The sequence below is a fragment of the Luteimonas sp. Soil_C_5 genome (genome assembly GCF_057656615.1).
In genome coordinates this window covers 143,572-155,859 of sequence record NZ_JBDGKA010000004.1, presented here as the reverse complement: position 1 = coordinate 155,859, position 12,288 = coordinate 143,572, and the positions used below count along the sequence as shown (strand labels likewise).

Here is a 12,288-nt window from a genome sequence, read left to right as displayed (position 1 = left end):
TCGCGGATTCCGCGGGCCCACCGGGCATGACGCAAGCTGCGGCCTGCCGCCGCTCGCGTCGGGATCGGGAACACTGCGACACCGTCGGCGGGGCCGACAGCGATGGGCGGGACGCTTATAGTGCCGGCCTGCGGGCAGTGCCCGATCGCGAGTCCGAGCCTTGTCCAGCCCCAGCCACGTCGCCGACACCCCGATCACCGACCGCGCGACGCTCGTCGAGGTGCTCGCCTCGGGCGAGAAGCCGATTGGCGACTGGCGCATCGGCACCGAGCACGAGAAGTTCGGCTTCCGTCTCGATGACCTGCAGGCGCCCACCTTCGATGGCGACCGCGGCATCGAAGTCCTGCTGCGCGGCCTGACCCGCTTCGGCTGGGAACCCGTCGACGAGGGCGGCCGCACGATCGCGCTGCTCAAGGACGGCGCCTCGGTGACGCTCGAGCCGGCCGGTCAGCTGGAACTGTCCGGCGCCCCGCTGGAGACGATCCACGACACCTGCAGCGAGGTCGGTTCGCACCTGTTCGAGGTCAAGAGCGTCGCCGACGAGCTGCGCCTGGGCTTTCTCGGCATGGGCTTCCAGCCCAAGTGGCGCCGCGACGAGATGCCGTGGATGCCCAAGGGCCGCTACAAGATCATGCGCGACTACATGCCGAAGGTCGGCGACCTCGGCCTCGACATGATGACCCGCACCTGCACGGTGCAGGTCAACCTCGACTACGCGACCGAAGCCGACATGGTGAAGAAGTTCCGCGTGTCGCTGGCGCTGCAGCCGATCGCGACCGCGCTGTTCGCCGATTCGCCATTCACCGAGGGTCGGCCGAACGGGTATCTCAGCTACCGCTCGCACATCTGGACCGATACCGACGCCGACCGCACCGGCATGCTCGATTTCGTGTTCGAGGATGGCTTCGGCTACGAGCGTTACGTCGACTACCTGCTCGACGTGCCGATGTATTTCTCGTACCGCGATGGCACCTATCACGACGCCAGCGGCCAGAGCTTCCGCGATTTCATGCGCGGCGAACTGCCGGCGCTGCTGGGCCAGCTGCCCACGCTGCGCGACTGGTCGGACCACATGACCACTGCGTTTCCCGAGGTGCGGCTGAAGAAGTACCTGGAGATGCGCGGCGCCGACGGCGGTCCGTGGAACCGTCTGTGCGCGCTGCCGGCGTTCTGGGTAGGCCTGCTGTACGACGATGCCGCGCTGGATGCGGCCTGGGATCTGGTCCGCGACTTCACGATGGTCGAGCGCAACGCGCTGCGCGACGACGTGCCGAAGCACGGGCTGAAGACACCGTTCCGCAGCGGCACCCTGCGCGATCTCGCGGTCGAGGCCCTGAAGATTTCCGCCGGCGGCCTGCAGCGCCGCGCGCGCCTCAACAGCCGCGGTCAGGACGAACGTGTGTTCCTCGACGCACTGATCGAGATCGTCGAGGCGAACGAGACGCCGGCCGAGCGCAAGCTCGCGCTGTTCCATGGCGCCTGGAATGGCGACATCGACCGCGTGTTCCGCGAGTTCGCGTACTGACACCCGCCCGGGCCGCGCGGCCCGGGTCAGGCAAGAGGCGCCGGCGCCTGCGCGCCGGGCCGGTTACATCCGTCGCGCTTCGAGGATCCGGCCTTCGGCCACCAGCGCGGGCAGCTCCCGGCGATAGACCTCGATCTTCTCCTCTTCGTCCCAGTTGATCTCGGCCTGGTCGCCGCGCAGCTCGTTGATCGCGCCGCGCGCCTTCGGCCATGCGCCGGTTTCGGTGTTGAGCGTGATGCGGTCGTCTGCCACAGCGATCACGCGCATCAGGCCGAACGCGGCTTCGTCGTTCGCCGGGCCGGCGAAGTCGACACCGGAGAAATGGGTCAGCTCGGCCGCGTAGACGTCGCCGACCTGCGGCTCCGCGAGCACCGGGTCGAGTCCGGCCTGCGCCGAGTCCGCGGGAGCGTCGGCTGCTGCGCCCGTCGCACCCGCCGTGTTCGTCGTGTCCGGGCTCTGGCCCGCGCCCGAGCAGCTGGCCAGGGCCGCTGCAATCGCCAGGCCCGCGAGGGGGCGTGCCACCATCGAAATTCGATTCCGCATGTCGTGTTCCTGCATCCGTCTTGGAGGAGTGGCGTCGCGCGAGGACGCCGGCGCCGGGAGCATGGCGCAGGCCGCATTCACCGACAAGCCATGGCACGCGTAAGACGTCGCGGGCCGAGTGCCGGCCGCCATCCGCGCTGCGCTACTCTGGCCCGATGAGACCGACTGCCGACACGCCGCTGCGCGACCACCTCGAATTCGCCGACACCGACACCCTGCTGCGCGACGACGTCCGTCGCCTCGGCGCGATGGTCGGCCAGATGCTGGCCGAGCAGGGCTCCCAGCAGTTGCTGGACGAAGTGGAAACCGTACGCCGCGCGTCGATCGAACGCCGCGAGGCCGGTCGTCCGGTCGATGCGCTGGCGGCCACCCTCGCGGCCATTCCGACCGACGATGCCGAAGCGCTGGTGCGTGCGTTCGCCGCCTACTTCGGCGCGATCAATCTGGCCGAGCGGGTGCACCGCATCCGTCGCCGGCGCGACTACCAGCGCGCCAGCGACGCGCCGCAGCCCGGCGGACTGGAAGCCGTGTTCCGCGCGCTCAAGGACGACGGCGTGCCGCTGGCGGAACTGCAGGACTGCCTGGCCCGGCTGCACATCGAGCCGGTGTTTACCGCGCACCCCACCGAGGCCGTGCGTCGCGTGCTGCTGGAGAAGGAGCGCACCATCGTCGAGCGGTTGATGGCCGACATCGACCGCGAGCGCACGCCGACCGAACGCCGCGCCGACGATGCACGCATCGTGCTGGCGCTGACCTCGTCGTGGCAGACCTCCGAATCGCCGGCGCGCAAGCCCACCGTCGGCGACGAGGTCGAGCATGTCGGCTACTACCTGTCGAACGTGCTCTACCGCGTGCTGCCGGTGTTCTACGAGGCGCTGGGCGATGCGATCGAGCGCGTCTACGGCACGCGGCCCGAACTGCCGCAGGTGCTGCGCTTCGGCACCTGGGTCGGCGGCGACATGGACGGCAATCCTAACGTCAACGCCGACACCATGCGCGCCGCGCTCGGCGTGCAACGCGGCCAGGCGCTGGCCGAATACCGCAGCGATCTGCGCGCGCTGGGCAACGTGCTGACCCAGACGCTGGGCCGGGCCGAGATCGACGAGGCGGTACTGTCGCGCGTCGACGGTTACCGCCGCAGCGTGCCGGGCGCCGAATCGGTGCTCAATCCGCGCCACGCCGACATGCCCTATCGCCGGTTGCTCGACCTGATGCAGGCCCGCCTGGCGGCGACCGATGCCGACCACCGCGCCGGCTATGCCGATGCGACCGAATTCGTCGACGACCTGCGCCTGATCGACGCCAGCCTACGCGCGCACCGCGGTGCCAACGCAGGCCTGTTCGCGCTCGAACGCCTGCTGTGGCGTGCGCGCACGTTCGGCTTCCATCTGGCGGCGCTGGATCTGCGCCAGGATTCGGCGGTGCACGACGAGGTGCTCGGTCGCATCGACGGCAGCGACTGGACCGCGCGCGATGTCGACGCCCGCGTCGAGCGCCTGCACGCGATGCTCGATGCGCCGCCCCGGGTGGCGGACGCCGGATCGAACGACACCGTCGCCTCGACGCTGGGCGTGTTCCGCGCCGTCGTCGACCTGCGCCGCAGCCACGGCGCCGCCGCGACCGGGCTCTACATCATCTCCATGGCGCGCAGCGCGGCCGATGCGCTGGCGGTGCTGGCGCTGGCGCGCATCGCCGACTGCACCGTCGACGGCGAGGTGCCGCTCGACGTCGCGCCGCTGTTCGAAACCGTCGACGACCTGCAGGCCGCGCCGGCGGTGATGCGCCAGCTGTTCGACGATCCGCGCTACCGACGCCACCTGGCCGCGCGTGGCGACCGGCAGACGGTGATGCTCGGCTATTCCGACAGTGCGAAGGACGGCGGCCTGCTGGCCTCGCGCTGGGCGCTGCAGCGCACCCAGGTCGAACTGACCGCGCTGGCCCAGGCGGCCGGCGTGCGCATCATGTTCTTCCACGGCCGCGGCGGTTCGGTCAGCCGCGGTGGCGGCAAGACCGAGCGCGCGGTGATCGCCGCGCCGCGCGGTTCGGTCGACGGCAGCCTGCGCGTCACCGAGCAGGGCGAGGTCATCCATCGCAAGTACGGCATCCGGGCGCTAGCGCTGCGCAATCTCGAACAGTCGACCGCGGCCGTGGTGCGCGCGACGCTGCGCCCGCGTCCGGCCGATCCGCGCGAGGACACCTGGCGCGACATGGCAACCGATCTGGCCGAGGTGTCGCGTACGCACTATCGCGCGCTGGTCCACGAGCGCGACGACTTTCCCGACTACTTCCGCGCGGCCACGCCGATCGACGTCATCGAGCGCCTGCAGATCGGCTCGCGCCCCTCGCGTCGCCGCGATGGCGGCATCGGCAACCTGCGCGCGATTCCGTGGGTGTTCGCCTGGGCGCAGAACCGCTCCGGCCTGACCGGCTGGTACGGCATCGGCACCGCGCTGCAGCACGGCATCCGCACCTACGGCCAGCAGGCAATGACCGAAATGGCGCGCGACTGGCCATTCTTCCGCGCCGCGCTCGACGACGTCGAGATGCTGCTGGCCAAGACCGACATCGCGATCTTCGAGCGTTATTCGCAGCTCGCCGGCGACGCGCACGCGGATTTCTTCCCCGGCATCCTCGAAGAATGCCTGCGTACCCGCGACGCGATCCTGCTGCTCAAGCAACAGGAGGTGCTGCTGGCCGATGATTACCGGCTGCAGCTGTCGATCCGGCTGCGCAATCCCTATGTTGATCCGATCAGCCTGCTGCAGGTCGAACTGCTGCAGCGCTGGCGTGCCGGCGACCGCGAGGACGACGGCCTGCTGCGCGCGCTGGTGTCGACGGTCAACGGCATTGCCGCGGGCATCCAGAACACGGGTTGACGCGGGGCGTCTCGCCGGCTGCGACGTCGCTGCCTAGACTGGCGGCTCTGCCCCGGGAATCACGCCCATGTCCGACGCCGAGCTCGTCCTCTACACCAACCCGATGTCGCGCGGCCGCATCGCGCGCTGGATGCTCGAAGAGGTCGGACGCCCCTACCGCACCGAGGTGCTGGGCTACGGGGAGCGCATGAAATCGCCGGACTTCCTGGCGATCAATCCGATGGGCAAGGTGCCGACGCTGGTGCACGGCACCGCGGTGGTGACCGAGACCGCCGCGATCTGCGCCTATCTCGCCGATGCGTTCCCCGACGCCGGCCTGCTGCCCGCGGCCGATCCGGTGGCGCGCGCGGCCTATTACCGCTGGCTGTTCTTCGCCGCGGGCCCGGTCGAAGCCGCCGTCACCGCCAAATCGCTGGGGCTGCTGGCGCCGGCGGAACGTGCGCAGATGGTCGGTTACGGCAATTTCGAGCAGACGGTCGATGTTCTCGAACACGCCGCGGCAGGCGCCGCGCCCTGGCTCACCGGTGAGCGCTTCACTGCGGCCGATGTCTACGTCGGCAGCCAGATCGCCTGGGGCCTGATGTTCAAGTCGATGCCGGCGCGGCCGGCCTTCGTGGCCTACGTCGAACGCCTGCAGGCGCGCACGGCCTGGCAGCGCGCCACACAGCTCGACGACGCGGCGCTGCCGCCCGCCGCGACCTGATCGCGCCGACGCACACCGCATCCCGCAGCGGCGCGTCGGCGTCTCGCTGCTGAACCCACGCCGTCGGCCACACGTCGCGCATCGGGCGATGGTCTATACTCCCCCCGAGTATCCAGAGCCGTCGCCGAGATGCCGCATTCGCCCGAAGAGAAGAAGCGTGTCCTGGCCCGCGTGCGTCGCATGCGCGGCCAGCTCGACGCGCTCGAGCGTGCACTCGAGGCCGGCGCCGACTGCGGTCCGGTGCTGCAGCAGCTCGCCGCGCTGCGCGGTGCGGTGAACGGACTGATGTCCGGCGTGCTGGAAAGCCATCTGCGCGAGACGCTGGGACCGGCCGACGTCGGGCCCGACGCGCGCGGGGCCGGTATCGACGACGCCGTCGCGCTGGTCCGCTCCTACCTTCGATAAACCCTGCTATCCCCGGGAGACCCCAATGAAATCACGTGCCGCTGTCGCCTTCGCCGCAGGCGAACCCCTGAAGATCGTCGAGATCGACGTCGCGCCGCCGCAGAAGGGCGAAGTGCTGGTCAAGATCACCCACACCGGCGTCTGCCACACCGATGCGTTCACGCTGTCGGGTGACGATCCGGAAGGCATCTTCCCCAGCGTGCTCGGCCATGAAGGCGCGGGCGTCGTGGTCGAGGTAGGCGAGGGCGTGACCTCGCTCGCACCCGGCGACCACGTCATTCCGCTGTACACGGCCGAATGCCGCGAGTGCAAGTTCTGCCTGTCGGGCAAGACCAACCTGTGCCAGAAGGTGCGCGCCACCCAGGGCAAGGGCCTGATGCCCGACGGCACCACGCGCTTCTCCTACAACGGCGAGCCGATCTACCACTACATGGGCTGCAGCACCTTCAGCGAGTACACGGTGGTGAACGAGATCTCGCTGGCCAAGATCAATCCGGAATCCAATCCGGAGCAGGTCTGCCTTCTCGGTTGCGGGGTGACCACCGGCATCGGCGCGGTGCACAACACCGCCAAGGTCAAGGCCGGCGACACCGTCGCGGTGTTCGGACTCGGCGGCATCGGCCTGGCGGTGATCCAGGGCGCGGTGCAGGCCGGCGCCAGCCGTATCCTCGCCATCGACACCAACGCCGGCAAGTTCGAACTCGCGACCTCTATGGGCGCGACCGACTGCATCAATCCGAAGGACTACGACAAGCCGATCCAGGACGTGATCGTCGAGCTGACCGACGGCGGCGTCGATTTCTCGTTCGAGTGCATCGGCAACGTCAACGTGATGCGCGCCGCGCTCGAGTGCTGTCACAAGGGTTGGGGCGAAAGCGTCATCATCGGCGTCGCCGGCGCCGGTCAGGAAATCGCCACGCGGCCGTTCCAGCTGGTGACCGGACGCGTCTGGCGCGGCTCGGCCTTCGGCGGCGTCAAGGGTCGTACGCAGCTGCCTGGCATGGTGGAAGACGCGATGGCAGGTCGCATCGATCTGGAGCCCTTCGTCACCCACACGATGGGGCTGGAGCAGATCAACGACGCTTTCGACCTGATGCATGCCGGCAAGTCCATCCGCACCGTGATCCACTACTGATATGACGAACGCTCTCGACAAGACCGCACTCGACCGTGCGATGGACGACCTGACGCTCGAGCAGGCGGAGCGCGATGCGATCGCGCGCCTGGACGACGCTGATCTCGAACAGATCGACCGGGCGATCCTCTCGGCGCTCGGCAACACCTGGCAGAAGGCGGGCTTCATCGCCTCCGGCGTGATGATCGCCGCGCCCGACGAACACGAGGAACTGCCCGAGGTGTTCTACGCCGTGCGCATCCGTGCGCTGGTGCAGGCCGCGTGCATCGAAGGCAAGGGCGATCCGCAGGTGCTCAAGACCTTCGAGATCCGCCTGCCGCAGAAGGGCCACTGACATGGCGATCGAACGCGTCGAACACCGCGCCTGCTTCGGCGGCTGGCAGGACGTCTACGAGCACGCCTCGAAGACGCTCGGCTGCACGATGCGCTTCGCGGTCTACCTGCCGCCGCAGGCGGCGCACGCGAAACTGCCGGTGCTGTACTGGCTGTCGGGCCTGACCTGCAACGAGCAGAACTTCATCACCAAGGCCGGCGCGCAGCGCTACGCGGCCGAGCATGGCGTGATCCTTGTCGCGCCGGACACCAGCCCGCGTGGCGACGATGTGGCCGATGCCGAGGGCTACGACCTCGGCAAGGGCGCCGGTTTCTATGTCGATGCGACGCAGGCGCCGTGGGCGACGCACTACCGGATGTACGACTACGTGGTGCACGAGCTGCCGGCGCTGGTCGAAGCCGAACTGCCGGCCAACGGCGCGCGTGCGATCAGTGGTCACTCGATGGGCGGCCACGGCGCATTGGTGATCGCGCTGAAGAATCCGGGCCGCTACCGCAGCGTGTCGGCGTTCTCGCCGATCGTCGCGCCGAGCCAGGTGCCGTGGGGCGAGAAGGCCTTCGGTGCGTACCTCGGCGACGACCGCGCCGCGTGGCGCGCCTACGACGCGACCGCGCTGGTCGAAGGCGCAACCGGGCGCCTGCCGCTCCTGGTCGATCAGGGCGACGCCGACGAGTTCCTCGACGGCCAGCTCAGGCCGCAGCTGCTGCAGGCCGCGTGCGAGGCTGCCGGGCATCCGCTGACGCTGCGCCTGCAGCCCGGCTACGACCACAGCTACTACTTCATCCAGAGCTTCATCGGCGACCACATCGCGCACCACGCGCAGGCGCTGCACGCCTGACGATGTCCACGCTGCAGCTGCGCGAGGCGACGATCGACGATCTCGCGCTGCTGCGGCGCTGGGACGACGCGCCGCAGGTCGTGGATGCCGATCCCCACGACGACTGGGCCTGGGAGACGGAACTGCTGCGCCGGCCCGACTGGCGCACGCAGCTGATCGCCGAAGTCGACGGGCGTCCGATCGGCTTCATGGAAATCGCCGATCCCGCGCGCGCCGACGACGGCTACTGGGCCGACTGGCTCGCGGCGCATCCCGACCATCCCGCGCAAGTCTCGCGCGCGATCGACATCTGGATCGGCGAGGCCGATGCCCTGGGCCAGGGCCACGGCACCCGCATGCTCGAAGCGGCGTTGACGCGTGTGTTCGCGGTGCCCGATGTCGCCGGCGTGCTGCTCGATCCACTCGCATCGAACGCCCGGGCGCGTGCGCTGTACGCGCGTCTGGGCTTCGTCGATCTGGGGCCGTGGCGGTTCGGCGACGACGATTGCCGCGTGCTGTGGTTGTCGAGGGTCGACTGGTTGCAGCGATGCGCAGCCGGGCGCCCGTGATCCGGACAGCCCGCCGGGCACCGCGCTGCGTGCTAGCGTCGCCTTGAATGCGTTCCGGGGCGAAGACGATGTCGATACGACGGGTGTGGCTGCTGTGCTGGCTCTGTCTGCTGTGCGCGCCGTTCGCGGTGGGCGCCGCCTCCCCGGTGCCGTCCTGGGGCGCGCCGCAGTCGAGCGCGGTGGATACGCCGTCGGACCAGCTGCGTCCCGGCGACTGGATCTGGGGAGGCGACGATCCCGCGCTAGGTCCCATGGTGATGGTCGTCAGCCTCGACGAGCAGCGCGGCGTCGTCTATCGCAACGGCCTGCGGATCGCGATGACCACCGTCAGTACCGGCAAGCCCGGGCATGCGACCCCGACGGGCGTGTTCACGATCCTGCAAAAGGACCGCGACCACCACTCGAACAAGTACAACAACGCGCCGATGCCCTACCAGGAGCGGCTGACCTGGGACGGCATCGCGCTGCACGCGGGCGGCCTGCCGGGCTATCCCGAATCGCACGGCTGCGTGCATCTGCCGACCGAGTTCGCACGCCGGCTGTTCGGGGCAACGACGCTGGGCATGACCGTGGTCATCGCCGAGACCGGACACACCTCCGAAGGCGCCGTGCATCCCGGCCTGCTCGCGCCGGTGGACGCAGCCAGCGGTGCGGACGTGGTGTCGCTGCCGCTCGACGACGGCCAGCCCTGGCGCTGGTCCGAAGACGACACGGCGACCGGCGGTCCGCTGTCGCTGGTGCTCAGCCGCAGCGACCAGCGCCTGATCGCGCTTTCCGAGGGGCGTGAGGTCGGCCGCGCACGGGTCGTCGTGCCGCCGACGGACACGCCGCGCGGCACCCACGTCTACGTCATGGGCACCGGCACGATGGCGGCGCATGTGGACGGCGTGCCGGACGGGCAGCTGCCGCAGTGGCAAGCGATCGCGGTGCCGGGCCGCGAAACCGACGCGGGCCAGGGGCTGGATCCGGCGCTGCTGGCCGGCGTGCGGGTGCCGCCCGGATTCGTCGAACGCGTGCTGCCGCGCCTGCATCCCGGCACTGTGCTGGTGGCGACCGATGCGCACGTGCTGCCGGAGACGACCGGCCGCGGACAGCGCGTGCTCGACGCGCTGCCGCCCACGCCCTGACCGCCGCGGCTCAGTCGCGCACGCGGAAATCGGTATAGGCGAAGCGGTCGTCGCGCAGCACGGTCTCGCCGGCGACGAGGTCGAGCGGCGCGTCGAACATCGGACCGTCGAACACGCAGGTGTGGAACTCGCCGTACTCGCCGCAGGGATCGATTTGCGGCGGCAAGGTCTCCAGCAGCGCGGCGTCGAAGTGCCGCCCGGCGAAGCGCGCATCGAGCTGGGTGGTGTCCACGCAGCACAGCGCCGCGCGCAGACCGCCGGCCTGCATGTCACCGGCCAGCGCCAGCGTCTCGCGTCCGAACAGTGGAAACAGCGCGTCCCAGCCCAGACGCGCGCACTGCGCCTGGCGCCAGGCACGGATGTCGTCGAGGAACAGATCGCCGAACGCGACCGTGCGCAGCCCGGGCCAGCGCGCCTGCGCCACGCGCAGCGCATCGGCGAACACGGCCTCGTAGATCGCGTTGTCGGCGGCCTGCGGCATGCGCGCCTCGATCACCGGCAAGCCGATGGCACGCGCCTGCGCGTGCAGCACGTCGACACGGATGCCCTGCATCGAGATGCGTTCGTAACCGGCGGTGATCGTGGTGACCAAACCGACCACCTCGACATCGTAGCGGCTGCGCAGCGTGTGCAGGGCCCACGCCGCATCCTTTCCGCCGCTCCACGACAGCAGCAGCGGTGTCCGCTGCGTCACCGCAGCGGACTCAGGCCGCGCGGACGTCGCGCAGTTCCCAGGCGCCACCGGCCAGCAGTTTCAGCCGGTGCTTGAGCACGGTGCTGGAGATCGTGGTGTCGACGGTCAGGTCGATGCCGAGATCACGCTGCGCGCCGGTGACCTGGGCCGCGGGATCGGTGATGCCGAGCGCGGGATCCACCTGGTCCGGATCGGGCTGCGCATCGCGCCAGCGGCCGAAGAGGGCCTCGCCGCGCAGCGCTTCCTGCAGCTCGGTGGCGATGCCTTCCGGGCCCTGCGAGCGCAGTGCGTACTCGCCGGACGCGCGGGCCTTGTCGGTATCGGGAATGCGGATCAGGTAACGGGTGCTCATACGCGGTCGTCGGTGCAGGAAAGGCGCAGCCTAGCAATCCGGCCCGTTAGAAATCCGTCATGCGGGCGACAGCGCCGATTCTGGCAACGGTCCCGTGCGCCGCGAACGGATCGGGAGACACGGGCGAAGCGTCCCGGCAGGCAGCACACGTCCACATGCGCGCGCAGCCGCGCGCGAAGCTGCGTCAGGCGAAGGCGTGCGGCGGCGCGGCGAAGCCCAGGGTCAGCGAACCGACGCCGACATTGACCATGCCGGTCAGGCTCATCACCGTCTCGAAGCGTTCGACGTTGTGCGCCTCGCAGGCCTCGACCAGCGCGGCGTAGCCCGGCAGGGCGCGCATCTGCTCGAGTTCGCCGCCGTAGCTCAGGCACAGCGTCGGCGTCAGCAGCCCGGCGCGCACGCGCTCGGCGGCGAAGGCAAACAGCTTCTCGGCGGCCGGCTCGAACCCGCGGACCTTGCCGACCGGGCCGGTGTCGCCGCGATGGCAGTGCAGGATCGGCTTGATGTCGAGCGCGCTGCCGATCAGCGCCGCCAGCAGGCTCACGCTCTTGTCGCCGCGATGCTTGATGCGCGCGCGCAGGTAGCCCAGGTCGCGCGGCACCATGTAGGCGTAGCTGCGCTCGGCGAGGAATTCCAGCCGACTGCGGATCTCCGGCGCGGTCGCACCCGCATCGCGCAGACGCACCGCTTCGACCGGCAGGATGCCCTGGCCGGCGAACACCTGCTGCGAATCCACGATGCGCAGTGCGAACGGCGTGGTGTGCCCGGCGTTCGCGCGGATCGGCTTGTATTCGTTGAGGATCGCGAAGCTGGCGTGGGTGGCGTTGTCATGGATCTGGCTGCGGTGGCGCGTGACCGTCAGGCAAAACACGTAGTCGTAATCGATCACCAGCTGTTCGAGGAACAGCGTCTTGATCTTGTCCGACGGGTAGGCCCCGGTCTCGGCGGTGTGGCCGCGCTCGGCGACATGCGCCTCAACGAAATCCAGGGTGGCACGTTCGTCGCGCAGGTCGACGAAGCTCGACTCGCCGATCCGCACGGTGACCGGCAGCAGTTTGACGTCGTGCGCGTCCAGCCACGCCGGTGGCAGATCGCAGGCCGAGTCGACGACGATTCCGATACGCATGAAGCCCTCCCGTCAGGCGCGTGTGGTGTCCGCCGTCGCGTGCCTGTCCCGGCGCGTCGATGGGCGGATGGCGCGCATCCAT

At 69.8% G+C, this 12,288-nt stretch carries 13 protein-coding genes; 9 read left to right on the top strand and 4 right to left on the bottom strand.

What is annotated here, in order from left to right; genetic code table 11:
• Positions 1-160 precede the first annotated feature (160 nt).
• Positions 161-1,525, top strand: coding sequence for a glutamate--cysteine ligase (locus AC3A5K_RS12530; protein ID WP_487617877.1), 1,365 nt, complete (start codon positions 161-163; stop codon positions 1,523-1,525).
• A gap of 63 nt (positions 1,526-1,588) precedes the next feature.
• Here AC3A5K_RS12530 and AC3A5K_RS12525 read toward each other — a convergent pair whose 3' ends face one another.
• A complete protein-coding gene (locus AC3A5K_RS12525) occupies positions 1,589-2,050 on the bottom strand; it encodes a hypothetical protein (RefSeq protein ID WP_487617876.1) in 462 nt (153 codons plus the stop codon).
• Between the two features lie 173 nt (positions 2,051-2,223).
• Between AC3A5K_RS12525 and ppc the strand changes: the two genes are divergently transcribed.
• From ppc to AC3A5K_RS12485, 8 genes are all read left to right on the top strand, one after another.
• Entirely contained in the window at positions 2,224-4,944 is a 2,721-nt protein-coding gene (gene ppc / locus AC3A5K_RS12520) for a phosphoenolpyruvate carboxylase (protein ID WP_487617875.1), read from the top strand.
• Between the two features lie 67 nt (positions 4,945-5,011).
• Positions 5,012-5,647, top strand: a complete 636-nt coding sequence (locus tag AC3A5K_RS12515) for a glutathione S-transferase family protein (protein ID WP_487617874.1) — start codon at positions 5,012-5,014, stop codon at positions 5,645-5,647.
• 129 nt (positions 5,648-5,776) lie between these two features.
• A complete protein-coding gene (frmR, locus tag AC3A5K_RS12510) occupies positions 5,777-6,052 on the top strand; it encodes a formaldehyde-responsive transcriptional repressor FrmR (RefSeq protein ID WP_487617873.1) in 276 nt (91 codons plus the stop codon).
• A 25-nt stretch (positions 6,053-6,077) separates the two neighbouring features.
• Positions 6,078-7,187: an S-(hydroxymethyl)glutathione dehydrogenase/class III alcohol dehydrogenase gene (locus tag AC3A5K_RS12505; protein ID WP_487617872.1), complete on the top strand. Its 1,110-nt coding sequence runs from the start codon at positions 6,078-6,080 to the stop codon at positions 7,185-7,187.
• A gap of 1 nt (position 7,188) precedes the next feature.
• Complete coding sequence (locus tag AC3A5K_RS12500; RefSeq protein WP_487617871.1) at positions 7,189-7,521, top strand: DUF3658 domain-containing protein; 333 nt, start codon at positions 7,189-7,191, stop codon at positions 7,519-7,521.
• A gap of 7 nt (positions 7,522-7,528) precedes the next feature.
• On the top strand, positions 7,529-8,359 hold the full coding sequence (gene fghA / locus AC3A5K_RS12495; protein WP_487618204.1) for an S-formylglutathione hydrolase: 831 nt from the start codon (positions 7,529-7,531) through the stop codon (positions 8,357-8,359).
• A 2-nt stretch (positions 8,360-8,361) separates the two neighbouring features.
• Positions 8,362-8,907, top strand: coding sequence for a GNAT family N-acetyltransferase (locus AC3A5K_RS12490; protein WP_487617870.1), 546 nt, complete (start codon positions 8,362-8,364; stop codon positions 8,905-8,907).
• 68 nt (positions 8,908-8,975) lie between these two features.
• Positions 8,976-10,034 carry a L,D-transpeptidase gene (locus AC3A5K_RS12485; protein ID WP_487617869.1) on the top strand — a complete coding sequence of 353 codons (1,059 nt, stop codon included), beginning with the start codon at positions 8,976-8,978 and terminating at the stop codon, positions 10,032-10,034.
• A 10-nt stretch (positions 10,035-10,044) separates the two neighbouring features.
• Here the strand turns inward: AC3A5K_RS12485 and AC3A5K_RS12480 are convergent, their stop codons facing one another.
• The 3 genes from AC3A5K_RS12480 to AC3A5K_RS12470 all read right to left on the bottom strand — a co-directional run bounded on the left by AC3A5K_RS12480 (position 10,045) and on the right by AC3A5K_RS12470 (position 12,206).
• Positions 10,045-10,728, bottom strand: coding sequence for a Dph6-related ATP pyrophosphatase (locus tag AC3A5K_RS12480; RefSeq protein ID WP_487617868.1), 684 nt, complete (start codon positions 10,726-10,728; stop codon positions 10,045-10,047).
• 10 nt (positions 10,729-10,738) lie between these two features.
• On the bottom strand, positions 10,739-11,080 hold the full coding sequence (locus AC3A5K_RS12475; protein ID WP_487617867.1) for a hypothetical protein: 342 nt from the start codon (positions 11,078-11,080) through the stop codon (positions 10,739-10,741).
• A 184-nt stretch (positions 11,081-11,264) separates the two neighbouring features.
• Positions 11,265-12,206: a DegV family protein gene (locus AC3A5K_RS12470; protein ID WP_487617866.1), complete on the bottom strand. Its 942-nt coding sequence runs from the start codon at positions 12,204-12,206 to the stop codon at positions 11,265-11,267.
• Between the last annotated feature and the right edge of the window lie 82 nt (positions 12,207-12,288).

Excerpts from the sequence above, each read along its gene's own strand:
- AC3A5K_RS12485 (WP_487617869.1), top strand. The coding sequence starts at position 8,976 with ATGTCGATACGACGGGTGTGGCTGCTGTGCTGGCTCTGTCTGCTGTGC.
- AC3A5K_RS12525 (WP_487617876.1), bottom strand. The coding sequence starts at position 2,050 with ATGGTGGCACGCCCCCTCGCGGGCCTGGCGATTGCAGCGGCCCTGGCC.
- AC3A5K_RS12475 (WP_487617867.1), bottom strand. The coding sequence starts at position 11,080 with ATGAGCACCCGTTACCTGATCCGCATTCCCGATACCGACAAGGCCCGC.
- AC3A5K_RS12490 (WP_487617870.1), top strand. The coding sequence starts at position 8,362 with ATGTCCACGCTGCAGCTGCGCGAGGCGACGATCGACGATCTCGCGCTG.
- frmR (WP_487617873.1), top strand. The coding sequence starts at position 5,777 with ATGCCGCATTCGCCCGAAGAGAAGAAGCGTGTCCTGGCCCGCGTGCGT.
- AC3A5K_RS12515 (WP_487617874.1), top strand. The coding sequence starts at position 5,012 with ATGTCCGACGCCGAGCTCGTCCTCTACACCAACCCGATGTCGCGCGGC.
- ppc (WP_487617875.1), top strand. The coding sequence starts at position 2,224 with ATGAGACCGACTGCCGACACGCCGCTGCGCGACCACCTCGAATTCGCC.
- AC3A5K_RS12505 (WP_487617872.1), top strand. The coding sequence starts at position 6,078 with ATGAAATCACGTGCCGCTGTCGCCTTCGCCGCAGGCGAACCCCTGAAG.
- AC3A5K_RS12470 (WP_487617866.1), bottom strand. The coding sequence starts at position 12,206 with ATGCGTATCGGAATCGTCGTCGACTCGGCCTGCGATCTGCCACCGGCG.
- AC3A5K_RS12500 (WP_487617871.1), top strand. The coding sequence starts at position 7,189 with ATGACGAACGCTCTCGACAAGACCGCACTCGACCGTGCGATGGACGAC.